At 67.3% G+C, this 25,454-nt stretch carries 22 protein-coding genes and 1 pseudogene; 8 read left to right on the top strand and 15 right to left on the bottom strand.

Features of this window, described 5'->3' with window-relative positions:
- Nucleotide 1 precedes the first annotated feature (1 nt).
- Nucleotides 2-412: a succinate dehydrogenase, cytochrome b556 subunit gene (gene sdhC / locus ACVWYO_RS03710; RefSeq protein ID WP_457348840.1), complete on the bottom strand. Its 411-nt coding sequence runs from the start codon at nucleotides 410-412 to the stop codon at nucleotides 2-4.
- 237 nt (nucleotides 413-649) lie between these two features.
- Between sdhC and ACVWYO_RS03715 the strand changes: the two genes are divergently transcribed.
- The 3 genes from ACVWYO_RS03715 (at nucleotide 650) to ACVWYO_RS03725 (ending at nucleotide 4,168) form a co-directional block, all read left to right on the top strand.
- Complete coding sequence (locus tag ACVWYO_RS03715) at nucleotides 650-1,993, top strand: methyl-accepting chemotaxis protein (RefSeq protein WP_457354849.1); 1,344 nt, start codon at nucleotides 650-652, stop codon at nucleotides 1,991-1,993.
- A 20-nt stretch (nucleotides 1,994-2,013) separates the two neighbouring features.
- Nucleotides 2,014-3,393, top strand: coding sequence for a methyl-accepting chemotaxis protein (locus ACVWYO_RS03720; RefSeq protein WP_457348841.1), 1,380 nt, complete (start codon nucleotides 2,014-2,016; stop codon nucleotides 3,391-3,393).
- Between the two features lie 76 nt (nucleotides 3,394-3,469).
- A complete protein-coding gene (locus tag ACVWYO_RS03725) occupies nucleotides 3,470-4,168 on the top strand; it encodes an SDR family NAD(P)-dependent oxidoreductase (protein WP_457348842.1) in 699 nt (232 codons plus the stop codon).
- Here the strand turns inward: ACVWYO_RS03725 and ACVWYO_RS03730 are convergent.
- Nucleotides 4,165-4,746 carry a nucleotidyltransferase family protein gene (locus ACVWYO_RS03730; protein ID WP_457348843.1) on the bottom strand — a complete coding sequence of 194 codons (582 nt, stop codon included), beginning with the start codon at nucleotides 4,744-4,746 and terminating at the stop codon, nucleotides 4,165-4,167. The genes ACVWYO_RS03725 and ACVWYO_RS03730 overlap by 4 nt on opposite strands.
- A 268-nt stretch (nucleotides 4,747-5,014) precedes the next feature.
- Here ACVWYO_RS03730 and ACVWYO_RS03735 point away from each other — a divergent pair, with 268 nt between their 5' ends.
- Nucleotides 5,015-6,031, top strand: a complete 1,017-nt coding sequence (locus tag ACVWYO_RS03735) for a glycerophosphodiester phosphodiesterase (RefSeq protein WP_457354851.1) — start codon at nucleotides 5,015-5,017, stop codon at nucleotides 6,029-6,031.
- Nucleotides 6,031-6,309 carry a hypothetical protein gene (locus tag ACVWYO_RS03740; protein WP_457348844.1) on the top strand — a complete coding sequence of 93 codons (279 nt, stop codon included), beginning with the start codon at nucleotides 6,031-6,033 and terminating at the stop codon, nucleotides 6,307-6,309. The genes ACVWYO_RS03735 and ACVWYO_RS03740 overlap by 1 nt, the downstream gene beginning before the upstream one ends.
- A 135-nt stretch (nucleotides 6,310-6,444) precedes the next feature.
- Here the strand turns inward: ACVWYO_RS03740 and ACVWYO_RS03745 are convergent, their stop codons facing one another.
- Nucleotides 6,445-7,137: an esterase/lipase family protein gene (locus tag ACVWYO_RS03745; RefSeq protein WP_457348845.1), complete on the bottom strand. Its 693-nt coding sequence runs from the start codon at nucleotides 7,135-7,137 to the stop codon at nucleotides 6,445-6,447.
- A complete protein-coding gene (locus ACVWYO_RS03750; protein WP_457348846.1) occupies nucleotides 7,134-7,826 on the bottom strand; it encodes a TIGR02117 family protein in 693 nt (230 codons plus the stop codon). The genes ACVWYO_RS03745 and ACVWYO_RS03750 overlap by 4 nt, the downstream gene beginning before the upstream one ends.
- Nucleotides 7,827-7,870: 44 nt before the next feature.
- Between ACVWYO_RS03750 and phhA the strand changes: the two genes are divergently transcribed.
- Nucleotides 7,871-8,740 carry a phenylalanine 4-monooxygenase gene (phhA, locus tag ACVWYO_RS03755; RefSeq protein WP_457348847.1) on the top strand — a complete coding sequence of 290 codons (870 nt, stop codon included), beginning with the start codon at nucleotides 7,871-7,873 and terminating at the stop codon, nucleotides 8,738-8,740.
- Nucleotides 8,737-9,105 (top strand): hypothetical protein, encoded by a 369-nt coding sequence (locus tag ACVWYO_RS03760; protein WP_457348848.1) that lies wholly within the window; start codon nucleotides 8,737-8,739, stop codon nucleotides 9,103-9,105. Before phhA ends, ACVWYO_RS03760 begins: the two co-directional genes overlap by 4 nt.
- A 9-nt stretch (nucleotides 9,106-9,114) precedes the next feature.
- On the opposite strand, the gene ACVWYO_RS03765 is transcribed toward ACVWYO_RS03760, so the two are convergent.
- The 11 genes and pseudogenes from ACVWYO_RS03765 to ACVWYO_RS03815 form a co-directional block, all read right to left on the bottom strand.
- On the bottom strand, nucleotides 9,115-10,644 hold the full coding sequence (locus ACVWYO_RS03765; RefSeq protein ID WP_457348849.1) for a hypothetical protein: 1,530 nt from the start codon (nucleotides 10,642-10,644) through the stop codon (nucleotides 9,115-9,117).
- Nucleotides 10,622-11,554, bottom strand: coding sequence for a 50S ribosomal protein L11 methyltransferase (locus ACVWYO_RS03770; RefSeq protein WP_457348850.1), 933 nt, complete (start codon nucleotides 11,552-11,554; stop codon nucleotides 10,622-10,624). Before ACVWYO_RS03770 ends, ACVWYO_RS03765 begins: the two co-directional genes overlap by 23 nt.
- 62 nt (nucleotides 11,555-11,616) lie before the next feature.
- Nucleotides 11,617-12,825 (bottom strand): ABC transporter permease, encoded by a 1,209-nt coding sequence (locus ACVWYO_RS03775; RefSeq protein WP_457348851.1) that lies wholly within the window; start codon nucleotides 12,823-12,825, stop codon nucleotides 11,617-11,619.
- Nucleotides 12,825-13,676 (bottom strand): ABC transporter ATP-binding protein, encoded by an 852-nt coding sequence (locus ACVWYO_RS03780; protein WP_457348852.1) that lies wholly within the window; start codon nucleotides 13,674-13,676, stop codon nucleotides 12,825-12,827. The genes ACVWYO_RS03775 and ACVWYO_RS03780 overlap by 1 nt, the downstream gene beginning before the upstream one ends.
- Before the next feature lie 10 nt (nucleotides 13,677-13,686).
- Nucleotides 13,687-15,066 carry an efflux RND transporter periplasmic adaptor subunit gene (locus ACVWYO_RS03785; protein ID WP_457348853.1) on the bottom strand — a complete coding sequence of 460 codons (1,380 nt, stop codon included), beginning with the start codon at nucleotides 15,064-15,066 and terminating at the stop codon, nucleotides 13,687-13,689.
- A complete protein-coding gene (locus tag ACVWYO_RS03790; protein ID WP_457348854.1) occupies nucleotides 15,067-16,530 on the bottom strand; it encodes an efflux transporter outer membrane subunit in 1,464 nt (487 codons plus the stop codon).
- Nucleotides 16,531-16,665: 135 nt separating this feature from the next.
- Complete coding sequence (locus ACVWYO_RS03795; protein WP_457354853.1) at nucleotides 16,666-18,651, bottom strand: ATP-binding protein; 1,986 nt, start codon at nucleotides 18,649-18,651, stop codon at nucleotides 16,666-16,668.
- Nucleotides 18,652-18,824: 173 nt separating this feature from the next.
- Entirely contained in the window at nucleotides 18,825-19,130 is a 306-nt protein-coding gene (locus tag ACVWYO_RS03800; RefSeq protein WP_457354855.1) for a lysozyme inhibitor LprI family protein, read from the bottom strand.
- Between the two features lie 44 nt (nucleotides 19,131-19,174).
- A pseudogene (gene bioB, locus ACVWYO_RS03805) lies at nucleotides 19,175-20,214 on the bottom strand (biotin synthase BioB).
- A 71-nt stretch (nucleotides 20,215-20,285) separates the two neighbouring features.
- Nucleotides 20,286-22,427 (bottom strand): methylmalonyl-CoA mutase, encoded by a 2,142-nt coding sequence (scpA, locus tag ACVWYO_RS03810; RefSeq protein WP_457348855.1) that lies wholly within the window; start codon nucleotides 22,425-22,427, stop codon nucleotides 20,286-20,288.
- Nucleotides 22,424-23,950 carry an acyl-CoA carboxylase subunit beta gene (locus tag ACVWYO_RS03815; RefSeq protein ID WP_457348856.1) on the bottom strand — a complete coding sequence of 509 codons (1,527 nt, stop codon included), beginning with the start codon at nucleotides 23,948-23,950 and terminating at the stop codon, nucleotides 22,424-22,426. Before ACVWYO_RS03815 ends, scpA begins: the two co-directional genes overlap by 4 nt.
- An 87-nt stretch (nucleotides 23,951-24,037) precedes the next feature.
- Here ACVWYO_RS03815 and ACVWYO_RS03820 point away from each other — a divergent pair, with 87 nt between their 5' ends.
- A complete protein-coding gene (locus tag ACVWYO_RS03820) occupies nucleotides 24,038-25,447 on the top strand; it encodes a helix-turn-helix domain-containing protein (RefSeq protein ID WP_457348857.1) in 1,410 nt (469 codons plus the stop codon).
- The last annotated feature ends 7 nt before the right edge of the window (nucleotides 25,448-25,454 follow it).

Raw genomic sequence — 25,454 nt, forward strand, 5'->3', positions numbered from 1 at the left:
CTTACTTGACCCCCAGGATATAGGCCCAGACGAGCAGCGTCGCCACCACTGCGAAGACCATCGTCGCGATCGATCCCGCGCGGTTGACCTTCAACTCGTAACCGGCGCCGGCATCGAGGAAGAAATGGCGGATGCCGGTCGCCATGTGCTGGAAGAAGCACAGCGTCATGCCGATCCCGAACAGATAGCCGAGCGCCCCGCCGGCGACTTCGCCGAACACATAATAGAAGGTGTGATAGCTCTCGCGACCCGCCGCGATCGCGGCGAGCCACCAGACCAGCACGACCGTGCCGACGGTCGCCATACCGTCGCCGGTGATGCGGTGCAGGATCGAGACCACCATGTGCGGACCGGGTTTCCAGATCGACAGATGCGGACTGAGCGGTCGGGCGCGGGGTGTTGGGCTGGCCAAGGCTAGAACGTCCTCGTCATATTGGGTTGTGGCTCCTTTAGTCGGCAAGCCGCGCGATGCAAGGTTTCTGGCATGCCACGCAGCTGCAGCAATTGCAGCTGGGCACTTTGCCCCAGGGGCTATTTAGGACTTACTGGGCGTTAACCAAATGGCGGTAAGCCATCCGATGACCGCCGGCCCGTAGCGTACAGCCCTTGGCCGCGGCAGATTCGGAGCTTCGCCTTGAACGCCACTGCAATGCCTGCGCCCGGTACGGTCGCCGCGACCATCGATATCCGGGCGCGCCTGCGCGCCTTCGATTTCGACAATACGCTGGAAGCCGCCGCCCGCACTGTTTGGACCGTGCTCGAACCCGACGCCGCCGAGATCGCGCTCGCCTTCTGGGCGCAATGGCGCCGCGCGAGCCCCGGCGAGAAGAGCTGGCAGCCGCACGAAGAGGCCAAGATGATCGAGCTCGGCGTCACCTATCTGCGTAACCGCTTCTGCGATGTTTCGGGTCGGGCCTGGATCGAGTCGATGGAGCGCTCGGTCGCTTCTGGCTACAAGGAAGGCGTCTCGACGATGGCGTTGCTGTCGATGACCTGCGCGAGCGACCGCGCGGCGCTCGACATCCTGTTCAAGCGCGTCAAGGGCGACGATCCGCGGCTGCCGACGTTCATCGACACGCTGATGCGGCTCACCGGGCTCGAGGCGGAAATCACGGTAGAGATCTACAACGCCTTCCGTCTCAACAGCGCGCAGGGCGAGCGCGACCGCCTCGCCACCGAATTCCGCGAGCGGATCGCCGCGACGGTCGAGGAAGCGACGCAGGAATCCGGAGTGCTGCGCGGCCAGTCGGTCCGCACCTCGACCTCGGCGCGGGGCATGCTTGGCAAAACGAGCGAAGTCGCTGCCGCCGCCGAACAGTCGGCGATGGCGATGCGCGAGGCGGCACAGACCGCCGCCGGGCTGATCCGCGCGATCGAGGATGCGCGCAGCGAGGTCGAAGCCGCCGCCGAAATCGCGACGCGCGCCTCGACCCAGGCGAGCACCGCGGTCGGCATGTCGGAGACGCTGAGCGACCACGCCAAATCGATCGAATCGATCCTCGGCCTCATTCGCGACATCGCCGGGCAGACCAATCTGCTCGCGCTCAACGCGACGATCGAGGCGGCGCGTGCCGGCGATTCGGGCCGCGGCTTCGCGGTCGTCGCGCAGGAAGTGAAGAGCCTCGCCAACCAGACCGCGCGCGCGACCGACGACATCGCCGCCAAGATCGCCGCGATCCAGTCGGCAACGCGCTCGACCGTGGCGACCAATGCCTCGATCAAATCGACCGTCGCCGAGGTGCAGGAAAGCGCCAACCGCATCCGCTATGCGATGGAAGCGCAGGCCCACACCGTCACCGCGATCACCGCCGCCGTCGACGAGACCGCGCTCGCCGCCGATTCGATGTCGAACACCATCACCGCGATCCGCGAGGACACCGAATCGGTCGCCTCCGAGATCGACAGCGTCGGGCGCGGATTCGATTCGCTCGACCACAAACTGGGTACTTTAAAGAACCGTGCGAGCGACTTTGTCGCAAAAGTTGCGGCGTAAACCGGGAACGAGGATATGAAATGGCAGTAAGCGACGCGCTTGTGAGCGCGATCCCGGGTGGGTGGAGCGGCGAATACCGCAGCGCCGCCGCCCGCGTCGCCGACTATGATTGGGACGGCAGCATTCGCGCGTGCGCGGCGGAGATCACGCAGGCGATTGCCGGGTACGAAGCCGAAATATCGCGCGCCTTCTGGGAGCATTATCTGTCGCTGCCGGTGACCGCCCACATCGGCCCGCAATTCACCGCGGACTATCTCGACACGCGAGTCGCCAACAGCGCGCGCTACACCCGCGTCAAATATGCCGCGCCATACGAAGACGACTGGATGCGAATGGCGACGCGCCATGCCGCCTCCTCGCAAAAGGCGGGTGTGCCGTTGCAGGCGCTGCTCTCGTCGCTGAGCTTTGCGCATACCCGCACGCTGGCCGCGATCGAAGCCAAGCTCGGCAACGGTTCGCCGCGCATCGGCGCGCTCGCCGATTGCGTCCAGCGGCTCGCCTTGGTCGAGGCCGACGTGATGGCATCGTATCTCGGCGCGCATGATGCCGAACGCGCGCGGGCTGAACGCCGCAGCCGCTCGGCCGATTTCAGCGCAACGATCGCCAGTTCGATCGAGGGCGCAGCCGCGCTCGGCAACCGGATCCGCGTCCAGGCGCAAGGCGCGTCGCGCGCGGCGCGCGGGATGCTCGGTCAGACGAGCGAAGTCGCCGCCGCCGCCGAACAGTCGGCGATGGCGATGCGCGAGGCGGCGCAGACCGCCGCCGGTCTGATCCGCGCGATCGAGGGCGCGCGCAGCGAAGTCGAAGCGGCCGCCGAAATCGCAACGCGCGCCTCGACTCAGGCGAGCACCGCGGTCGGCATGTCGGAAACGCTGAGCGACCATGCCAAATCGATCGAATCGATCCTCGGGCTGATCCGCGATATTGCCGGACAGACCAACCTGCTCGCGCTCAATGCGACGATCGAGGCGGCACGCGCGGGCGATGCCGGGCGCGGTTTCGCGGTCGTGGCGCAGGAAGTGAAGTCGCTCGCCAACCAGACCGCGCGTGCGACCGACGACATCGCCGCCAAGATCGCGGCGATCCAGTCGGCGACGCGCTCGACCGTGGAAACCAACGCCTCGATCAAGGCGACCGTCGCCGAGGTGCAGGAAAGCGCCAACCGGATCCGCTATGCGATGCAGGCGCAGGCACAGACGGTCACCGCGATCACCGCCGCGGTCGATGAAACCGCGCTTGCCGCCGATTCGATGTCGGGCACGATCACCGCGATCCGCGCGGGCACCGAACATGTCGCGGGCGAGATCGACACGCTCGAACGCAATTTCGGCGATGTCGACGATCAGCTGAACGAGCTTAAAGGCGCCGCCGACACCTTCTCGGCGAGCGTCGCCGCCTGACCCACCCCTCAATCCCCTCCTTTCCAGGGGGGGGAGGCCCGTAGCGCTAGCGGAAACGTCCCGCTAAACACCGACCATGACCAACATCCTCCTCACCGGTTCATCGCGCGGGATCGGTGCCGCCACGCTCACCGCGCTCGAAGCCGCCGGCGCCAGCGTCACCGGCCACGGCACCCGCTCGGGCATCCCCGCCGACTTCGCCGACCCGGCCGCGCCCCGCGCTTTGTGGGACGCCGCGCTCGAGCGGTGCGACGGGCGGATCGACGTGCTGATCAACAATGCCGGCGTGTTCGAGGCCAATCCGATCGATTCCGACGATGCGGCCTGGGTCGAGCAATGGGAGCGCACGCTGCGGATCAACCTGACCGCGTCGGCCGAACTGTGCCGCTTCGCGGTGCGCCACTGGCAGGAGCGCGGGACCGGCGGCCGGATCGTCAACATCGCCAGCCGCGCGGCATATCGCGGCGATTCGCCGGCGCACTGGCACTATGCAGCGTCGAAGGCCGGGATGGTCGCGATGACCAAGTCGATCGCACGCGGCTATGCCCGCGACGGCATCCTGGCGTTCGCGATCTGCCCCGGCTTCACGATGACCGGAATGGCCGAGGACTATCTCGCCAGCCGCGGCGGCGACGCCTTGCTCGCCGACATCCCGTTGGGGCGCGTCGCCGCGCCCGAGGAGGTCGCCGAAGCCGCACGCTTCCTCGCGCTCACCGCCCCGCCCTCGATGACCGGCGCGGTGCTCGACATCAACGGCGCGAGCTACGTCCGCTAGCGCAACGTTCGCAGCCGTTCGAGGTCCTCGGGGCGGTCGATGTCGAGCAATTCCGCCTCGGGCGCGATGACGTGGCGGCCGGCGCGGACCATCGCGCGCGCGCCTTCGTCGCCCGCCAGATCGAGCAGCGCCGGAAGCCGCCTCGCGCCGAACAGCGCCGGGGGGCTCGTCTGCACGCCGTTGCTCGAGGCGATCACCGCATCGGCGCCATCGCCCTCGACCGCGTCGGCCAGGCGATAGATGTGCGAGGCCGTCACGCGCGGCATGTCGGCAAGCGCGATCACCGCGCCCGCGCAGCCGAGCGCGATCGCCGCGCGCACCCCGAGCTTGACCGATCCCGCCATGCCATCGCCCGGGTCATCATTCTGCAGCACGGTGTAGCCGCGGCTGGTGAAATCGAGCGCAGTGTTCGAACAGATCGCAAAGCGCGCCTTGAACGGCACGTCCTCGAGCGCGGTGACGACATGGAAGGCGAGCGGGTTGCCGAGAAACGCCTGCTGCAACTTGTCGGCATCGCCGAACCGCTCGGACCGCCCCGCCGCCAGCAGGATCAGAACGCACTCCTCGATCGCGATCATCTCGGGTCTCCGGCTCGGTAAGAAGGGCGTGGTCAGCGCTCAACGCGCGCGCGCACCGCTATGCTCCGCAGCACGCTGCGCTTTCCAGCGCTTTTCCGGTGGCGCGCTATCGTCAAACTGTCATCGTCTTGCCCCATGCGAGCCGAGAGACGCTGCCAAGAGGATTTTTACGACGATGACGCATTCGAGCACCGCCAGGGCGGCCCAGACAGTCGCGGCGCTGTTGCTGTCGCTGGCGTCGGGCGCGGCGATCGCGCAGACTGGTGCGATGCCACAGCCCGTCACCGCCCCCCCTGCCGCGCAGCCGCTCTCCCCGCCGATCGTCATCGCGCATCGCGGCGCGAGCGGGTTGCGGCCCGAACATACCATCGCCTCCTACACGCTCGCGATCGAGCAAGGCGCCGATTTCATCGAGCCCGATCTCGTGCTGACCAAGGACGACGTCTTCGTGGCACGGCACGAGAACGACATCACCGGCACCACCGATGTCGCCAAGCATCCCGAATTCGCCGCGCGCAAGACCACCAAGCTGATCGACGGCGAAAGCCATACCGGCTGGTTCACCGAGGATTTCACGCTCGCCGAATTGAAGACGCTGCGCGCGGTCGAGCGCTTGCCCAAGCTGCGTCCCGACAACGTCCAATATGACGGCCAGTTCGAAGTCCCGACGCTCGCCGAAGTGATCACGCTCGCGAAGCAGCATTCGGTCGGCGGCCGCGTCGTCGGCATCTATCCAGAGACCAAGCATCCGAGCTATTTCGCAAGCATCGGCCACCCGATGGAAGCGCGGCTCGTCGCGCAACTCAAGGCGGCGGGCTGGGACAAGCGCAGCGACCCGGTGTTCATCCAGTCGTTCGAGGTCGACAATCTCAAGCGCATCCACGCGATGACCGGGTTGCGGCTGATCCAGTTGCTCGACGCGAACGGCGGCCCCGCCGACCATGCCGTGCCGAGCTATGCCGCGATGGTGACGCCCGAGGGGCTCAAGGCGGTCGCCAAGTATGCGTATGGCATCGGCCCCGGCCTCGCGATGATCGAGAATGGGGATGCGCCGCCGACGACCCTGGTTGCCGATGCGCATGCCGCCGGGCTGCGGCTCCACCCCTGGACCTTCCGCGCCGAGAACATCTTCCTGCCGCCGAGCCTGCAGAACGGCAAAGATCCCGCGACGCACGGCCGGATCGAAGATGCGATGCAGCGCTATCTCGCGCTCGGAATCGACGGCTTCTTTACCGATTTTCCAGGGATTGGCGTAAAGGTGCGCAACGCCCTAAAGGAAAAATGATGAAGTACCGCCCCCTGATCGCCGTCGCCCTGCTCCCGCTGCTGATGGGGGGCTGTGTCCGCACCGCCGCCAGCATCGTCACCTTCCCCGTCAAGGCCGCAGGCAAGGCGGTCGACTGGACGACCACCAGCCAATCCGAATCGGACCGCAACTACGGCCGCAAGATGCGCAAGCAGGAAGCGCGCGAAGGCGCCGAGCGCCGCCGCTGGGCACAGGAATGCCGCAAGGAACAGCGCCCCGATTGCAATCGCTATGACGGGTATCAGGCCGGGCGCTGAGCCGGACCCCATACTCCCCTTCGTCACCCCGGGCTCGTCCCGGGGTCCACCGCGCCGCGAGTGCTGCGACGGCAACGTGCGCGGCACGGTGGGCCCCGGCACAAGGCCGGGGTGGCGGGCGGTAGCCCCCTTCGCTCAGACCTCGGCGCCGCCCAGCACCTGCGCCACCGCGAGCAACACCGCTGGCCGCACCTGCACGCCGACATGGCTGCTGCGCACCTCGACCGATCGCCCGTCGGCGTCGTGGCAGATCATTCCGTTGACGAGGCCATCGCTGCGGCTCCAGATCGCGGTGCTCGGCACCGGCGGGGCCTGCGCCACCAGGGCGCTGTGCGCGACGATCTCGGGCGCATCGATCCGGTCGCCGGTGAAGAATTCGAACGCGCGCCACACATTGGTCGCACGCGGGCTGCCGGCATAAGGCGAGCTGATCGTCACCACTTCGCGCACCAGTTCGGGCCAGCGATGCGCGGCAAAGCGCGCCATGATCCCGCCGAGACTGACCCCGACCAAGGTCACCGGCTCGCCGCTCGCCGCGGCCAGCGCCGCGATCCGGTCGTGCAGCCGCTCGCCGTCCAAGCCGATCGTCCGCGCGCCGAGATTGCGCCCGAGCCCCCAACCCTCGGCGCGATAGCCGAGCGAGACGAGGTAACGCTGCAGGAACACCCCCGACAGATCGCTGTTGAACAGCCCCGGCAACAGCAGCACCGGCCGCCCATCGCCGCGCGGCCCCTTGGCGAGCACCGCGCGGGCGCCGAGCAGCGACGCCAGCCCCCACGCCCCGCGCGGCACTTCGAGCGCGAGCAGCGCCTTCGACGGCGCCTTCACGTCGCATCTCGCGGATGATCTTGCGGCGGGGCGAACCAGCCGAGCACGGTCACCGGAAACGGCGTCCATGCCCCGACCCGCACCCCGGCGGCACGCAAGGCGTCACCAGTCCAGGCGTTGCACGTTTCGATCGCGTTGTAGCGCCCGCGCGCCTGGTAGAAGGCGTCGTTGCGGCCGTAGCCGGTGCGGTGCCATGCCTGCCGCCCGGCAAAGCTCGCGCGGATAAAGGCCGCGAGCCGGCGATATTCCTCGGGCCGCAGCACGACCTCGCGCGCATCGTCGGCGGCGGCCGGCGACGCGATATGCTCGACATGCAGCACGGTGCGATCGCTGCCGAACGCCGCGCGCAGCACCGTCAGCGGCTTCACGTCGCTCCAGCGCGGCGTCTCGAGATAGAAGGTCCGCTCGCCCCAGCCGATCGCGACGTGATCGAACCCCGCATAGCGCGGATCTGCGAGATCCCTGCCCGGCAACAGGTCGCGCCAATCGACTCCCGCCGCGACCTTGGGCAGCACCAGATCGGTATGCACGCCATTGCTCTCGACCAGGATCCGCACGCCATCGCGCGGCTGGCGCCAGCCGGCATTGCTCGGCACCGCACCGCCCGCCATCCCCGCCGCACCATAAGCCACGAGCAACACGGCGATCGCGCCAAGCACGCTCCCTGCCCGCCCAAGAATTCGTTTCATCCGTAAGCATTCCAGACCCGCAGTGGCTGTGATACCCTGTCGCGATGACCGACGATACGCACGTTCTCGACCGCCCCCCGCCCGGCGCCTCCGCCGATTGGACGATCCCGCAAGATTGGGCGCATTTCAGCCAGGAAGAACACCATGTCTGGGACACCTTGTTCGCGCGCCAGGCAAAACTGCTGCCCGGTCGCGCATCGGACGCCTATTTGCGCGGATTAGATGTACTCAAGCTGTCTAAACCCGGGATTCCCGATTTTGACGAGCTTTCCGAACGGCTGCTGAAGCTCACCGGCTGGCAAGTCGTCGCAGTGCCCGGGCTCGTACCCGACGACGTATTCTTCGACCATATGGCCAACCGCCGCTTCGTCGCGGGCAATTTCATCCGCCGCGCCGACCAGCTCGATTATCTCCAGGAACCCGACGTGTTCCACGACGTGTTCGGCCATGTGCCGATGCTCGCCGATCCGGTTTTCGCGGATTATCTTGCGGCATACGGCCGCGGCGGGCAGCGTGCGCAGGGCCTCGACGCGCTCAAATATCTCGGGCGGCTCTATTGGTACACGGTCGAGTTCGGCCTCGTTGCCGAGCCCGAAGGGCTGCGGCTCTACGGCGCGGGGATCGTGTCGAGCTTCGCCGAAAGCCGCTTCGCGCTCGATGACCCCAGCCCCAACCGGATCGCCTTCGATCTCGAGCGCGTGATGCGCACCGAATATCGGATCGACGATTTTCAGCAGAACTATTTCGTCATTCCGAGCTTCGAGGAATTGCTGCGCGTGACGGTCGAGACCGATTTCGCGCCGCTCTACGCCAAGCTTGCCGAGATGCCCGACGTGCCGGTCGCACAAATCCTGCCCGACGACACGCTGCTGACGCGTGGCACACAGGCCTATGCGCTGGCGAAGGCGCAGTGAGCCGCGCCGAACGCGAGCGCTGGGCGCTCGGTGAAGAAAACTGGCCCAATCTGCAGGCGTTCATGACCGAGCGGCTGCACATCTTCGGCGGCCTCAAGGCGCTCCATGCCGAGATCGCCGAGGTGCTGCCAACCTTCAGCTTCGACCAGCGCGCGACGATGGCGAGCGAATGCCGCGATTTCCTCCAGACGTTCAAGACGCGCTACGACGACCGCGAATTCCTGCGCGACGGGTTCGGCGTGCGCGGCGAGCTGCCGATCGACGATCGCGGTCGCAGCCAGGCCGGGCTGACGCGCGCCAAGGTGATCTACGATTCGTTGCTCGCCTCGCTCCGGCGCGAGAAAGCGGAGTGGCAGCCGACCTGACGCGACGGCTCATCGCACCCGGTAGAGCGCGCTGCTCGCGTCGCGATAGAGCGGCGCGTGCCCCGGCCACAAATCGCTGCGTCCATGCGTGTCGAGCATCCAGACGAAGTCGAAGGCGCGCGGGGTGAGCTGCGCGAGCCGCTCCTGGATTGCCGCGGTCGTCGGTCGCCCCGCGCAATCGAACGCGTCGATCATCTGCGACGGATCATAGCGCAGCGTGTCTGCCACCGGATAGGTGACGCGCAGCAACGGCGCGCCGACGATCGGCCATTCGGCGTTGACGAAGGCATCGCGCCGGACGATCGCGAGCGCGGGCAGATGCGGATAGGCAGTCTTGCGCCAGCCGGCGTGGCAGCCATTGGTGAGGACCATCGCCTCGATCCGGCTGCCGCGCGGCACACGATCGAGCGCGACGAGGTTCGAGCGATACTGCGCGTCGAGCGCATGCCAGCTCCCGGCGATCGCGCCGATGCGGACCGCGAACAGCAACGTTACGGTTAGGGCGAGCCGGGTCGCCTCTGCCGCCGTACCGCGCCAACGCAGCGCGAGCAGCGCGACGATCAGCGCGGCCGGCGCGATCCGCTCGTCGGCGCCCCAGCTGTTGAACACCGTCGATGGCATGACGAGGCAGGCGAGCACGAGCAGCACCGCGCCGTTTCCGATCCGCCAGTCGACACGCCATTTCCCGCGCCACGCGAGCAGCACAACAATTGCGCCGAGCAGCAGCACCATGCCGATATCGAGCACGGGTGATCCGCCGCGGAGCACGACGACCCAGTTCATCAGCTTGCGCGCAAGCAGATCGGGGCCAAATGCGAACGATCCGCCAGCCCCGCCGCTGCGCCACAAGACGGTGAGCACGATCGGCGGTGCCAGCGCCAGCCCGCGCAGCGCGGCGTCGCCGATCGCGGGCAGGAAGGCGGCACGCCTGCGCCACAGCCGCTCGAGCTCGAAGCCGATCGCGAGCAGGACCAGCACGCCCCACCCCATCGCGTGCGCGAGCCACACGAGCACGCCGAGCGGTACGAGCACTACCAGATGCAGCCACCCGGCCCGCTCACGCAGCCCGATCCACGCCGCAAAGGTCAGGAATGCCAGCGCCTGGGCGAGGCAGAAATTGAGAAATCCGAACAGCATCGCATTGCCGAATACGAAACCGCACGCGATGACCACCGCGGGTCCGACACGGCCATAGGCAACCCGCGCCACCGCTGCGATGCCCGCGATCATCAGGGTGGGGAGCAACGCGGCGATCAGCCAGGCGGCGCGCTCGACGCCGAGCCAGGGGCCCAGCCACCAGACGAGCAAATCGACCCTCAGATTGCCGACCAAATGCCAGTCGAACGCATAGAAGGCGTTGAGCAGCGGCGATCGCCCAGCCGCGAGCATCACGTGATAGCGCCCGACATGCCCCGCCCAATCGGTCATCGATGGGATCTGCGCCACCGCGAAGGGAAGTGTCGTGATCAGCGCCATCGCGCCCAGCCAGAACCCGATACGCGGTTCGCGCGCTCCGCTACAGATCGAGCGCCCAGCCATCGCGCCCCTTCGGATCGATCGGCTTGGTCGGCAGATAGCGCGCTCGCCCCGCGGTCAGCCGCAGGATCGTCCAATCGCCGCGCCGGTCGGTCTCCGCCAGCGTGCAGCCGCAGCTCGCAAAAGCCGCGACGACGTCGGCACGCTGCGTTTCGAGCAGTCCGGCGAGCACGATCGTCGCGCCGGGCGCTGCGATCGCAGCAAGCTCGGGCGCCATCGACACGAGCGGGCCTGCCAGGATGTTCGCGATCACCAGATCATAGGGCGCGCGCGCGGTGATCGTATCGTCGAGCGCACCGTCGGCGACGATCAGCGCGATCCCGTCGAGCGCGTTGAGCTCGGCATTCTCGCGCGTGACGATGATCGCACGCGGATCGATATCGGTCGCGACGACCCCGGCCGCCGGCCACAGATGCTGCGCGGCAAAGGCGAGCAGGCCGGTGCCGGTGCCAATGTCGATGATCCGCGCGAACGTCTGGTCGGCGAGGCGATCGAGCATCGCGAGGCAGCCCGATGTGGTCGCGTGGTGCCCGGTGCCGAACGCCTGCCCCGCCTCGATCAGGAAGGCGCGACCGCCGTCGGGCGCGGCAACGGGATGCGCGCTGGTATGGACGACGAAGCGCCCCTCGGCGATCGGCTCGAGCCCGTCCTGGCTGAGCGTCACCCAATCCTCGTCCGGGAGTTCCTCAATGTGCGGCGCGGCATCGCCCGCGCTCGGCGCGAGCAGTCGGATCGCGGCGAGCGCTTCGGGGGTCGGCGCGAGCTCGAGATAGGCGTCGAGCCGCCAATGCTCGCGATCGTCCTCTTCGAGTTCGGTCGTCATCAGCACCATGCCCTCGGTGACATCGTCGGCGGCATCGATCGCCTCGGCCTCGGCGCGAGTGCAGGGGAGCGTCACTTTCCAGCTGGTCATCGCGGCGTCCTGCCCGCGCCGCCCGCCCCGCGCAAGCCGGCATGTTCGTGTCGGCTGCGCGGCTATTCGTGGCGAAGTGCGTCGATCGGGTTGAGCGCGGCGGCACGGCGCGCGGGGAAATAGCCGAAGACGACCCCGATCACCGCCGAGATGCCGAACGCGATCAAATTGATCCGCGGCACGAACAGGAAATCGACCTTCATCACCGGCGCCAATCCAAGGATCGCGAGCTGCGCCACGACGAGCCCGATCAGCCCGCCCAGCATCGACAGCGCGATCGCCTCGACGAGGAACTGCATCAGCACCTCGCTCGCCACCGCGCCGATCGCAAGGCGGATGCCGATCTCGCGCGTGCGTTCGGTCACCGACACCAGCATGATATTCATGATCCCGATCCCGCCGACGATCAGGCTGATCGCCGCCACCGCAGTGACGATCCCGGTCAGCAAGGTCGTCGATTGCGTCAGCGTCGCAGAAATCTGGGCTGTGTCGAAGATGTTGAAATCGTCGTCCTTGCCGCCGGTGATGTTGCGGCGTTCGCGCAGCAGATCCTCGATCGAGGATTGCACTGCGGCGCTCGAATAGGCCTGGTCGACGCCGACCAGCATCAGCTTGAGATCGGTCGTGCCGGTGAAGCGGCGCTGCACCGCCTTCAACGGCATGATGATGACATCGTCCTGATCGCCGCCGAAGCCCGCCTGCCCGCGCTTCGACAGCAGGCCAATCACGTCGCACGAAATCCCGGCGATGCGCAGCCGCGTACCAAGCGGCGAATTGCCGCGGTAGAGATTGTCGTTGACGGTATTGCCGATCATGCAGACCGACTTGCCTGCGGCTTCCTCCGCCGGGGTGAAGGTCCGGCCCTCGGCGAGCGGCCACGGCTGGACCTGGAAATAGGCGTTGGTCGTGCCGTTGACCGTGGTCGACCAGTTCGCGCCTTCGTAGATCGCGGTGCCGGTCGTGCCGGCCTGCGCCGCCACTGCGGTGACGCCCGCGATCTGATCACGGATCGCGGCGGCATCGGCAGGCTTGAAGTCGGGCGGACGCGGTCCGCCGCCGCCGCGGCCGAAGCCCTGACCGGGGCGGACCTGCAGAATGTTGGTGCCGAGCGCGGCGATCGATTTCTGCACCGCGGCGGTGGTCGCCTGGCCGAGCGTCACCATCGTCACCACCGCCGCGACGCCGATGATGATGCCGAGCGTGGTGAGGAACGAACGCAGCTTGTGGCGGGCGATCGAGCGGAGTGCCAGGAGGAGCGTGGTGCCGAACATTATGACTCCCCTCCCGCTCGCGGGAGGGGTTGGGGGAGGGGCGTGCCGGTGGGGCTATCGCTTGAGGCACTGCCCTCCCCTAGCCCCTCCCGCAAGCGGGAGGGGGATTCTTCGGGAACCTCCCCGGGCCGATGCTGCGCCTCGACGCGCTCGACCAGCCCGTCCTTGAAATGCACGATGGTATGCGCGAACGCCGCCATGTCGGGCTCGTGCGTCACCATGATCACGGTGATCCCGCTGTCGCGGTTGAGCCCCGACAGCAGTTCCATGATCTCGACCGAGCGCTCCGAATCCAGGTTCCCGGTCGGCTCGTCCGCGAGCAATACCGCCGGCGACGTGACGATCGCGCGCGCGATCGCGACGCGCTGCTGCTGCCCGCCCGACAGCTCGGCGGGGGTATGGTCCCACCAATCGGCAAGCCCGACCTTGTCGAGCGCCGCCATCGCCGAAGCGCGCCGCTCCTTCTTGGCATCGCCGCGATACAGCAAGGGCAGTTCGACATTCTCGAGCGCAGTCGTGCGCGCGAGCAGATTGAACCCCTGGAACACGAACCCGAGATATTTGCGCCGTAACAGCGCGCGCTGGTCGCGATCGAGCGTCTCGACATGGACTCCCTTGAACAGGAACGTCCCGCCGGTCGGCACGTCGAGACAACCGAGGATGTTCATCGTCGTCGACTTACCCGAGCCCGACGCCCCCATCACCGCGACGAAATCGCCCTGCGCGATGTCGAGATCGATCCCCTTGAGCGCCTGGAACGCGGTCGCGCCCTCGCCATAGGTCTTGATGACCGCGCGCAGCGAGATGATCGGCGCGCCCGCGGCCGGCACATATTGGCCGACGGCGTGCACGGCGGGCGCGTTACTGGCCACCGGCCTGCCCGCCCGACCGCTTGCGCTTGCCAGCGCCAGAGGCGCTAGCGCCCGCTGCCAGCTGCCCGGTGATGACCTGGTCGCCCGGCTTGAGGTCGCCGCCGATCACTTCGGTCATCGATCCGTTGGTCTCGCCGGTGGTGATCTGCACGGGCTGCGGAACACCCTTCGCATCGGCGACATAGACCGTCTGCGATCCGCCGCGCTTGACCGTCTCGCCTTTGCCCGACCCGGCGCCACCGCGCCGCTGCCGGCCCGGGATCAGCGCCCCGGCGATGCCCTTGTTGGCGCTCGCGCCCGAAGCGTCGGTCGGCTTGAAGCGCAGCGCCGCATTGGGGACGAGCAGGACATTGGTCTTGGCGGTCGTGGTGATGTCGGCGGTCGCGGTCATGCCGGGGCGCAATTGCAGGTTGGCATTGCCGACGCTCAGCGTCGCGCTGTACGACACGACCTGACCGGTCGTGCTGGTCGTGGTGGTCGTCGTCGAGCTCGATTGCGCCGACAGGTTCGATCCGAGATCGACGCGCGTGATTGCCGCGGGGAAGGTCTTGCCAGGGAAGGCATCGACCGTGAACACCGCGTTCTGCCCTTCCTTGACCGAGCCGACATCGGCCTCGTCGATCGCGACCTCGAGCTTCATCCGGCTGAGATCCTCGGCAATGACGAACAAGGTCGGCGTGCTGAACGACGCGGCGACGGTCTGTCCCGGTTCAATCTGGCGCGCGAGCACCACACCGTTGACCGGCGAGCGCACCACGGTCTTCACCAGCTGGGTCGCGTTCGACGAGAGCGTCGCGCGCGCCGATGCGACGTTCGCCTGCGCCGCCTTCACGTTCGCGATCGCGCGGTTCTTGTCGGCGATCGCCTGGTCCATCTCGGTCTTGGCGGGAACGCGCCCGCCCGACAGCCGGCTGACCTCCTGATAGCGCGCGAGCGTCGCGTTCGACTGCGCGAGCGTCGCCTGGTTCTGCGCGACCGTCGCGACCGCGGCATCGAGCGCAGCCTGGCTCTGGTTGACCGCATCCTGGAAGCGCGACGGATCGACCAGCGCCAGCGGTTGCCCCTTGGTCACGCGGTCGTTGACGTCGACGACGACCTTGGTGACGAGCCCCGAAAGTTCCGAGCCGACATCGACCTGGTTGGTCGGCGCGAGCTTGCCGGTCGCCGAGACGCTCACGGCGAGCGCGCCGCGTGCGACGGTCTCGGTCGCGTATTCGGCCTTGGCGGTGGCGCCGAAACAGCTCTTGAGCAGAAGCAGCAGCAACAGGATTCCGACCGCGACCACGGCCCATTTCGCCCAGCGGCGCCAGGCGGGAACAGACTTCGCGCCGAGAAATTCGTTGAGGTCGGTGCGCGCGGGATCGGCCATCTATCGTACCTGTGCGGGAGAGATTGGGAGGACGGTCGGATCGGCGGCACTGTTCCAGCCACCCCCGAGCGCGAGATACAGTTGGACGAGCGCGGTCGCCTGGTCGGACTGCGCCTGGCTCAGGCCGTTGCGCGCGCTGAGCAGGCTTGCCTCCGACGTATTGAGCGTGGTGAAATCGGTCAGCCCGGCGCGATACTGCGTGCGCGCCAGGATCGCGCTGTTGTTCGCGGCATCGAGCGCGATCGCGAATTCGGCGGCGCGGCGCTTGGCACTGTCGAGCGCAACGACGGCATTCTCGACATCCTCGAGCCCCGTCAGCACGGTCGATTTGTACGCGGCAAACGAGCCCTCCGCCGCCGCCTCGCTCGCGCGGACCTGCGAGCGCAGCCGTCCGCCGTTGAAGATCGCCTGCGTCAGCCCGGCGAACACCTGGCCCGCGACGCTCTGGAACAGGTCGCCGATATGCGATGCGTCGGTCGAGACGCTGCCACTGATCGCGAGCGCCGGGTAGAGCGCCGCCTTCGATACGCCGATCTGCGCGGTTGCCGCAGCAAGCGACCGTTCGGCCGAGCGCACGTCGGGGCGCTGGCGCAACGTATCGATCGGAATACCGATCGCGACCGACGCGGGCCCGGTCGGGATCGGCCGCGCCGCCGCCAGCTGGGCCTTGAGCGCGCCGGGCGCCTGCCCGGTCAGCACGCCGAGCCGCGAGACCGCGGCGTTGTAATTCTGCTCGATCGTCGGGATCGTCGCCGCGGTCGAGGCGCGCTGCGAACGCGCCTGCTCGGCATCGAGCGAGGAAACCAGCCCGGCCTGGACGCGGAAGCCCGCGATCTGTAGGTTGTCGTCCTGCAAGCGCAACGAGTCGCGCGCATTGGCGAGCTGCGCCTGGTACAGCCGCGCGAGCATGTAGTTGCGCGCGGTCTCGGCCTGGGTCGAAAGCACGACGGTGGCATAATCATAGCCCGACGCCTGATATTGCGCGCGGCTCGCCTCGACGGTGCGGCGGATCTCCCCGAACAGCCCGACCTGATATTGCACGTCGAGCCCGAGCGAGAGCGTGTCGCCCGATCCGCGCCCGGTGATGACGGTGGCGCCGCCGGGCAGCGTGGTGGTGCCGCCGGCGATGCTCTGCGAGCGCGTATAGCCCGCCGACCCGCTGAGCGTCGGCAGCAGCTGCGCGCGCGACTGGACCAGCGATTCGCGCGCCTGACGCAACCGCGCGACGGCTTGTGCGATGTCGAGATTGTTGGTCCGCGCGCGCTCGACGATGCTCGCCAGCAGCGGATCGTTGAACTGCGTCCACCACGCGGTGAGATCGGCGGCGGGGCGGCCGTCGCTCGGCACCGAATACAGATCAGGCATGCCGAGCGTCGCCGGGGTGGCGGGGTGGTAATTGGGGCCAACGGTACACGCCGCCAGCGGTACGGTGACGGCAAGCAGCAGAGAGAGGCGATGGCGCATGGTGTTCCTGTGAACTACCACACCGTGCGAGGTCCACCGATTTATTGTCGCAACCTGTCGCGGATCGGCTCTGATGCGATACGAAATGTCCGTATCGCGGACCGTGGCGGCGTCAGCTTTCGCCGACGCCCGCGGCTATTCCATCTCGAGGATCACCGCATCGACCGCAAGGCTGTCGCCCGGCGCGGCGCTGACCGACTTGACCGTACCGGCCTTCTCTGCGCGCAGGATGTTCTCCATCTTCATCGCCTCGACCACCGCAAGCGGCTGCCCCGCCTCGACCGTGTCGCCGGCCGCCACATCGAGCCGCATCAGCAGGCCCGGCATCGGGCACAACAGGAACTTCGACAGATCGGGCGGGATCTTGGTGATCATGTGCTGCGCGTAGGGCGCGACATGCGCCGGGAGCACGCGCGCGACATGGCTTGCGCCACGCGTGGTGAGCCTGAAGCCGGTGCGGGTGCGCGAGATCTTGACCGTCAGCGGCGCATCGTCGAGCTCGGCGTCGACGGTGCGGTCGCCCGGCGTATATTCGAGCGCAATGTCGAGATCGGCATCATCGACGGTGATCCCATCGGTCGAGATCGACACGAGGTGATCGGTCTCGCCAATCCGCACCGACCATTCCGATGGCGGACGCAACCGCTTGCCGAGCTGCCCGTCGATGCGGCGCGCGCGGTCTGCCTCCGCGGTCGCGGCGAAGGCGGCGATCGCGGCGAGCGCTTCGATCAATTCGGCGTCGGCGGGGGCGCCGTGGAAGCCGTCGGGATATTCCTCGGCGATGAAGCCGGTCGTGATGTTGCCCGAGCGGAAGCGCGGATGCTGCATCAATGCCGAGAGGAAATCCAGATTGTTGCCGGGGCCTTCGATCTCGAACGCATCGAGTGCTGCGATCTGCTCGTCGATCGCTTCCTCACGGGTCGGCGCCCAGGTGATCAGCTTGGCGATCATCGGGTCGTAGAACATCGACACTTCGCCACCCTCGCGCACGCCATCGTCGACGCGGGTGTAGCTTTCCTGAAACCCCTCCCCTTTAGGGGAGGGGCTTAGTTTCGTATACGGCGTCTCGCTGCTCTCGGGCGGATTGTAGCGCACCAAGCGCCCGATGCTCGGCAGGAACCCGCGATACGGATCCTCGGCATACACCCGGTTCTCGATCGCCCAGCCGTTGAGCGTGACGTCTTCCTGCGAGAACCCGAGCGGTTCCCCCGCCGCGACGCGGATCATCAGCTCGACCAGATCGAGCCCGGTCACCGCCTCGGTCACCGGATGCTCGACCTGCAGCCGCGTGTTCATCTCGAGGAAGTAGAAGCCCTCGCCCGTCGTATCGGCGCCCGACACGATCAGCTCGACCGTCCCCGCCGAAAAATATCCGACCGCGCGGGCCAAGGCGACCGCCTGCTCGCCCATCGCCTTGCGCATCTTGGGCGTGACGAACGGCGACGGCGCTTCTTCGACGACCTTCTGGTGGCGCCGCTGGATCGAGCATTCGCGCTCGCCGAGATAGACGATGTTGCCGTGCTGATCGCCCATCACCTGGATCTCGATGTGGCGCGGCGATTCGATGAACTTCTCGATGAACACGCGGTCGTCGCCGAACGACGCGAGCCCCTCGCGCTTGGTCGCCTCGAAGCCCTCGCGGACGTCCTGCTCGGAATATGCGAGGCGCATCCCCTTGCCGCCGCCGCCGGCCGAGGCCTTCATCATCACCGGATAGCCGATGTCGCCCGCGATCCGCACCGCGTCCTCGGTATCGGCGATCTCGCCGAGGAAACCGGGGACCACGTTGACGCCCGCCGCCTTGGCGAGCTTCTTCGATTCGATCTTGTCGCCCATCGCGGCGATGGCCTTGGGCGGCGGCCCGACAAAGGCGATCCCGGCATCGGCACAAGCGCGCGCGAAGCTCTCGCGCTCGGACAGGAAACCGTAGCCCGGATGGATGCAGTCCGCGCCCGTCTCCTTGGCGGCGAGCAGGATCAGGTCGGCGAGCAGATAGCTCTCCCCCGCCGGCGGCGGCCCGAGCCGGACGCTCTCGTCGGCCATCAGCACATGCGGGCTGCGCGCGTCGGCGTCCGAATAGACGGCGACCGTGGCGATCCCCATCTTCTTGGCAGTGCGCATCACGCGGCATGCGATTTCACCACGATTGGCGACCAGGATTTTCTCGAACACGCTAACTTCTCCCCTCCCGCTTGCAGGAGGGGCCGGGGGAGGGCCTGTCCGCAAGAGGTGAAACCTGGAGGGAGGATGGCCCCTCCCCTAACCCCTCCCGCAAGCGGGAGGGGAACTCGTCATCACTGGTACCAGATCATCGACTTCAATTGCGTCGTGCGGGCGCGCGTCAAACCCGTCCGGCAAGCCGCCATTGTCATGCCCTGCGCCGATCCGCCGGCATATTGCCCGCCCTCGATCACGCACTGCGTATCGCGATATTTGAGCCACGCGCGCTGGCTCTCGAGCAAGGAGCCCGCATAGCCGAAGCCGCCGCCTCGCGACGTATCCTGCGCATCGCGGCCCTTCATATAGGCATAGGTCCGCTTCCACTGCGCGGTCATCGCGGCGTCGGCCTGCGCGTAACTCGCGCCGCCCGAGCGGTTCATCGCCGCCTGGGTCTGGATCGGCGCGGCGGTCAGGAGCAGCGCGATCAGCAGCACGTCTTTTCCTTCCGCATCGGCTCTTCGCCGACCATCGGGACGAGGCCGAGCTTGGCCAGCAGCGCGGCGTCCTTGTGTCGTCGCCGGCATTGCCCGTCGTCAGCAGCTTGTCGCCGGTGAAGATCGAGTTGGCACCCGCCATGAAGCAGAGCGCCTGCGTCGCCTCGGACATGCTCTCGCGCCCGGCCGACAGCCGCACCATGCTCAGCGGCATCGTGATCCGCGCGACCGCGACCGTCCGCACGAATTCGATATCGTCGATCGCGGCGAGCGGCGTGTCGGCAAGCATGTTGCCGAGCACGGTACCCTTGACCGGCACCAGCGCATTGACCGGCACGCTCTCCGGGTGCCGCGGCAGCGTGGCCAGCGCATGGACGAAGCCGACGCGGTCGACGCGCGTCTCGCCCATCCCGACGATCCCGCCACAGCACACGTTGATGCCGGCCTCGCGGACGTTCTCGAGCGTGTCGAGCCGGTCCTGGAAGGTGCGCGTGGTGATGACCTCGGCGTATTTTTCCGGCGAGGTGTCGATGTTGTGGTTGTAGTAATCGAGCCCCGCCGCGGCGAGCTGCTCGGCCTGACCCGGCGTCAGCATGCCGAGCGTCATGCAGGTCTCCATCCCCATCTGGCGGACGCCCTGCACCATCTCGATGATCGCGGGCATGTCCTTGTCCTTGGGGTTGCGCCAGGCGGCCCCCATGCAGAAGCGCTGCGATCCGGCGTCGCGCGCCTGGGCGGCGGATTGCAGCACGGCGCGGACGTCCATCAGCTTGGAAGCTTTGAGCTCGGTCTCGGCCGAGGCGGACTGGTTGCAATAGCCGCAATCCTCGGGGCAGCCGCCGGTCTTGATCGACAGGAGCGTGCACAGCTGCACCTCGCCCGCCGCGTGATGCGCGCGGTGCGTGGTCTGCGCGCGGAACATCAGTTCGTCGAACGGGAGATCGAACAACGCGGCGATCTCGGCGCGGGTCCAGTCGTTCCTAGACTCCCCTCCCGCTTGCGGGAGGGGTTGGGGGAGGGGCGTGCCAATGGCGCCATCGCTCGTTGACAGGCCCTCCCCTAGCCCCTCCCGCAAGCGGGAGGGGGACTCGCGTACGTCAGTCATTTCACATCTTCCTCGACCGGCGGCATGTTATGCCCCAGCAATCGCAATACTTCGCCCGCGGCCTCGACCAGGTTGGTCCCGGGCCCGAAAATCCCCTGCACCCCAGCGTCGCGCAGCACCTGATAATCCTGCGCCGGGATCACCCCGCCCGCGATCACCTTGATGTCGCCACGCCCCGCCTCGCGCAGATGGCCGATCAGCTCGGGGATCAATGTCTTGTGCCCTGCGGCGAGCGAGGACGCGCCGACAACGTCGACGTCGCTGTCGATCGCGAGCTTGGCGGCTTCGGACGGCGTCTGGAACAGCGGCCCGGGCACCACATCGAACCCGAGATCACCGAACGCCGACGACACGAGGTTCGCACCGCGGTCATGCCCGTCCTGCCCCATCTTGGCGACGAGCATGCGCGGGCGGCGGCCGTTGCGCGTCTCAAGCGAGACGACGCCTTCCTTCAACCCCTGCCACGCCGCGTCGAATTCGTGCGCGCCGCCGTAAATGCCCGATACCGGCGTCGGCACGGTGTCGTAGCGGCCGAACACATCCTCCATCGCCGAGGAAATCTCGCCGAGCGTCGCACGCTGGCGGGCGCATTGCACGGCGAGCGAGAGCACGTTCGTCGTACCGCGCGCGCCTTCGCGCAACGCGTCGAGCGCCGCCGTGCATTTCGCCTCGTCGCGCCCGGCCTTCGAGCGCGCGATCCGCGCGATCTGCGACTCCCGCACGGCGACATTGTCGACGTCGAGGATGTCGATCGGATCCTGCTCGGCGAGCTTGTACTTGTTGACGCCGACGATGACGTCCTCACCCTTGTCGACCCGCGCCGCGCGACCCGCCGAGGCTTCCTCGATCATCGCCTTGGGCCAGCCCGCGGCGACCGCCTGCGCCATGCCGCCCTCGGCCTCGACGCGCTGGATGATCTCCCACGCCTTGTCGACCAGCTCCTCGGTGAGAGCCTCGATATAATAGCTGCCGCCGAGCGGATCGACGACCTTGGTCATCCCCGTCTCTTCCTGCAGCACGATCTGCGTGTTGCGCGCGATCCGTGCCGAGAAGTCGGTCGGCAGCGCGATCGCCTCGTCGAGCGCATTGGTGTGGAGCGACTGCGTGCCGCCCAACATCGCCGCCATCGCCTCGACCGTGGTGCGGATCACGTTGTTGTACGGATCCTGCTCGGTCAGCGACACGCCCGACGTCTGGCAATGCGTGCGCAGCATCTTCGAGCGCTCATCCTTGGCGCCGAGATCGGTCATTACGCGATGCCACAATTTCCGCGCCGCGCGCAGTTTCGCGACCTCCATGAAGAAGTTCATGCCGATCGCGAAGAAGAACGACAGCCGCCCCGCAAACGCATCGAGATCGAGCCCGCTCGCCATCGCAGCCTTGGCGTACTCGCGCCCATCAGCGATCGTGAACGCCAGCTCCTGCAGCTGCGTCGCGCCCGCTTCCTGCATGTGATAGCCGGAAATCGAGATCGAGTTGAACTTGGGCATATGCGCCGAGGTGTAGGCGATGATGTCCGAGATGATCCGCATGCTCGGCTCGGGCGGGTAGATATAGGTGTTGCGGACCATGAACTCCTTGAGGATGTCGTTCTGGATGGTCCCGTCGAGAAGCGCCTGCGGCACACCCTGCTCCTCGCCCGCGACGATGAAGAAAGCGAGGATCGGGATCACCGCGCCGTTCATCGTCATCGAGACCGACATCTTGTCGAGCGGAATGCCGTCGAACAGGATCTTCATGTCGTCGATCGTGTCGATCGCGACGCCCGCCTTGCCGACATCGCCGGTCACGCGCGGATGGTCGCTGTCATACCCGCGATGCGTCGCGAGATCGAACGCGACCGACAGGCCCTTCTGCCCCGCCGCCAGATTGCGGCGGTAGAAGGCGTTCGAGGCTTCGGCGGTCGAGAAGCCCGCATATTGCCGGATCGTCCACGACCGCCCCGCATACATCGACGCACGCACCCCGCGCGTGAACGGCGCGAAGCCCGGCAGCCCGGGGTCGATCCCCTCGACATCGGCCGCGGTGTAGAGCGGCTTGACCGCGATCCCCTCGGGGGTCTGCCAGGTCAGGTCACGCCCCTTGACCTCCTTGGCAGCGGCGGCCTGCCAGGCATCGAGCGTCGGTTTGTCGGTCATAGCGGGATGTTGTCGTGCTTCTTCCAGGGGTTCTCAAGGCTTTTCCCGCGCAGCTTGCGCAAGCCGAGCGCGATCCGGCGGCGCGTCGAGTGCGGCTGGATCACCTCGTCGATGAAGCCCTTGCTCGCCGCGACGAACGGGTTGGCGAAGCGCGCCTCATATTGCGCGGTCTGCTCGGCGATCTCGGCGGGCGAGCGGCCGCGGAAGATGATCTCGACCGCACCCTTCGCGCCCATCACCGCGATCTCGGCGGTCGGCCAGGCGTAATTGAGGTCGCCGCGCAGATGCTTCGACGCCATCACGTCGTACGCGCCGCCATAGGCTTTCCGCGTGATCACGGTGATCTTCGGCACGGTCGCCTCGGCATACGCGAACAGCAGCTTGGCGCCGTGCTTGATGATGCCGTTCAGCTCCTGCGCGGTGCCCGGCAGGAAGCCCGGCACGTCGACGAAGGTGACGATCGGGATCTCGAACGCGTCGCAGAAGCGGACGAAGCGCGCCGCCTTCTTCGACGAATTGATGTCGAGGCACCCGGCCAGCACCATCGGCTGGTTGGCGACGAAGCCGACGGTCCGCCCCTCGATCCGCCCGAAACCGATGATGATGTTACCGGCATGCGTCGGCTGGACCTCGAAGAAATCGCCCTCGTCGACCGTCTTCCGGATCAGCTCGTGCATGTCGTACGGCTGATTAGCGCTTGCCGGCACCAACTGGTCGAGGCTGTGCTCGATCCGGTCCCACGGGTCCGACGACGGCCGTTCGGGCGACGCTTCGCGGTTAGAAGCGGGAAGGAAGTCCACGAAGTCGCGGGCCGCGAGCAGCGCCTCGATATCGTTCTCGAAGGCCACATCGGCGACCCCCGACTTCGTGGTATGCGTCACCGCTCCACCCAGTTCCTCCTGCGTGACGATCTCGTTTGTAACGGTCTTCACTACATCTGGGCCGGTGACGAACATGTAGGAGCTATCCTTCACCATGAAGATGAAGTCGGTCATCGCCGGGGAATAGACGGCACCCCCGGCGCATGGCCCCATGATGAGAGAAATCTGTGGCACGACACCACTTGCCAAAACGTTGCGCTGGAACACTTCGGCATAGCCGCCGAGCGAAGCGACGCCCTCCTGGATGCGCGCGCCGCCGCTGTCGTTGAGGCCAATCACGGGCGCGCCGACCTTGAGCGCCATGTCCATGATCTTGCAGATCTTCTGCGCATGGCGCTCGCTGAGCGAGCCGCCGAACACGGTGAAATCCTGCGAGAAGACGTACACCAGCCGGCCGTTGATCGTGCCCGATCCCGTGACGACGCCGTCGCCGGGAATGATCTGGTCCTGCATCCCGAAATCGACGCAATTGTGCTCGACATACATGTCGAGCTCTTCGAACGAGCCCTCGTCAAGCAGCACGGTCAAGCGCTCGCGTGCGGTCAGCTTGCCCTTGGCGTGTTGCGCGGCGATGCGCTTTTCACCGCCACCCATGCGGGCGGCTTCGCGCTTGCGGTCCAGTTCGGCGAGGGTCGAAGACATGCGCACTCCCTTAGGTCGCGCTCGTCTTGCCGCTCTGCGCACACTATGCAAATGTGGTTTTGCAAATATGCGTGTGGAAACTTCACAATGCCTGTCCCCCAGTCGCGCCGATCGTTCGACGGCTACCGCGTCCGCGTGGTGCGCAAGCAGCTCGGCCTGAGCCAGGCCGAGATGGCGCGGTCTCTCGCCATCTCGGTGTCGTATCTGTCGCAGATCGAAAGCGGCGACCGGCCGATCACGGGCAACGTGCTGGCAGCGCTCGCGACGCACTATCCGCACGACTGGTCAGCGATCGACCCGAGCGACACCGAGACACTGCTGTCGGACGTGATCGACGCCTGTTCGGACCCGAGCGTCGCCGACGTCGTCGGTGATCTTAGCGATATCGAACGCGTGATCCGCCAGCACCCGCTGATCGCGCGCCGCCTCGCCGCGCTCTATGCGACGCAGCGCGCCAATCTCGCGCAGTTGCGCGCGCTCGACGATCAGGTCGGCGCCGAGGGCAGCGCGCGCCGCCTGCCGTGGGAGGAGGTGCGCGACTGGTTCCACGCGCAGCAGAACTACATCGACGAGATCGACCGCGCCGCCGAGCGGATCGCCGCCGAATTCGCCCCCGGACCGGCGCTGCGGCGGATCGAGGCGCGACTGCGCGATCGCTTCGGCGTACGCGTCGCGCCGATCGCGACCGGCGACAGCGCAATCCGGGCGTTCGATCCGGCGGGTGTGCTCCACGTCGATCCATCGCAACCGCCCGAAAGCATCCTGTTCTCCCTCGCCTATCAGCTCGCCCGGCTCGAATTCGGCGACCTGATCGAAGGCATTGCCGCACGCGGATCGCAGACCAGCGTCGGACAGCAATTGCTCGGCGCCGGTATCACCAATTATGCCGCGGGCGCGTTGCTGATGCCGTATCTCGCCTTCCGCCAGGCGGCGCGTGAGTGTCGCCACGATGTCGATCAGTTGCGGCTCCAGTTCGGCACGAGCTTCGAGCAGACCTGCCACCGCCTCTCGACGCTGCAGCGGCCCGGCGCGCTCGGCATCCCGGTCTTTTTTTGCCGCGTCGACATGGCGGGCAACATCACCAAGCGGCATTCCGCGACTCGCCTCGAATTCGCGCGCTTCGGCGGGGCGTGTCCGCTCTGGGTGGTGCACGAAGCCGTCGCGATCCCCGACCGCATCCTCGTCCAGCTCGCCGAGACGCCTGACAGCGTGCGCTACGTCTCGATGGCGAAGGGCCTCGTCAAACCCTCGAACAGCTATACGCGCGCACCACGCCGCTATGCTGTCGCCTTGGGGTGCGAGGAGCGCTACGCAGCCGCCTTCGTCTATGCCGACGGGCTGCGCACGGACAGCAGCGCAACGCCGATCGGCAGCTCGTGCCGCGTCTGCCCGCGCGCCGATTGCGACCAGCGCGCCTTCCCCCCGGCCGCAAGCGATCTGCACATCGACCCCGACCGGCGCGGGCGGATTCCCTACGAACTCCGCACCACGCCGTAGCGGAGCG

The organism is Sphingomonas sp. UYP23 (genome assembly GCF_054059235.1).

Coding starts and splice junctions, on each gene's coding strand:
- ACVWYO_RS03765 (WP_457348849.1), bottom strand. CDS start 10,644: ATGGCTGGGCGCTCGATCTGTAGCGGAGCGCGCGAACCGCGTATCGGG.
- ACVWYO_RS03735 (WP_457354851.1), top strand. CDS start 5,015: ATGCCACAGCCCGTCACCGCCCCCCCTGCCGCGCAGCCGCTCTCCCCG.
- ACVWYO_RS03715 (WP_457354849.1), top strand. CDS start 650: ATGCCTGCGCCCGGTACGGTCGCCGCGACCATCGATATCCGGGCGCGC.
- phhA (WP_457348847.1), top strand. CDS start 7,871: ATGACCGACGATACGCACGTTCTCGACCGCCCCCCGCCCGGCGCCTCC.
- ACVWYO_RS03740 (WP_457348844.1), top strand. CDS start 6,031: ATGAAGTACCGCCCCCTGATCGCCGTCGCCCTGCTCCCGCTGCTGATG.
- ACVWYO_RS03790 (WP_457348854.1), bottom strand. CDS start 16,530: ATGCGCCATCGCCTCTCTCTGCTGCTTGCCGTCACCGTACCGCTGGCG.
- ACVWYO_RS03815 (WP_457348856.1), bottom strand. CDS start 23,950: ATGTCTTCGACCCTCGCCGAACTGGACCGCAAGCGCGAAGCCGCCCGC.
- ACVWYO_RS03725 (WP_457348842.1), top strand. CDS start 3,470: ATGACCAACATCCTCCTCACCGGTTCATCGCGCGGGATCGGTGCCGCC.
- ACVWYO_RS03795 (WP_457354853.1), bottom strand. CDS start 18,651: ATGCGCACTGCCAAGAAGATGGGGATCGCCACGGTCGCCGTCTATTCG.
- scpA (WP_457348855.1), bottom strand. CDS start 22,427: ATGACCGACAAACCGACGCTCGATGCCTGGCAGGCCGCCGCTGCCAAG.
- ACVWYO_RS03730 (WP_457348843.1), bottom strand. CDS start 4,746: ATGATCGCGATCGAGGAGTGCGTTCTGATCCTGCTGGCGGCGGGGCGG.
- ACVWYO_RS03800 (WP_457354855.1), bottom strand. CDS start 19,130: ATGAACCGCTCGGGCGGCGCGAGTTACGCGCAGGCCGACGCCGCGATG.
- ACVWYO_RS03820 (WP_457348857.1), top strand. CDS start 24,038: ATGCCTGTCCCCCAGTCGCGCCGATCGTTCGACGGCTACCGCGTCCGC.
- ACVWYO_RS03720 (WP_457348841.1), top strand. CDS start 2,014: ATGGCAGTAAGCGACGCGCTTGTGAGCGCGATCCCGGGTGGGTGGAGC.
- ACVWYO_RS03770 (WP_457348850.1), bottom strand. CDS start 11,554: ATGACCAGCTGGAAAGTGACGCTCCCCTGCACTCGCGCCGAGGCCGAG.
- ACVWYO_RS03775 (WP_457348851.1), bottom strand. CDS start 12,825: ATGTTCGGCACCACGCTCCTCCTGGCACTCCGCTCGATCGCCCGCCAC.
- ACVWYO_RS03750 (WP_457348846.1), bottom strand. CDS start 7,826: ATGAAACGAATTCTTGGGCGGGCAGGGAGCGTGCTTGGCGCGATCGCC.
- ACVWYO_RS03785 (WP_457348853.1), bottom strand. CDS start 15,066: ATGGCCGATCCCGCGCGCACCGACCTCAACGAATTTCTCGGCGCGAAG.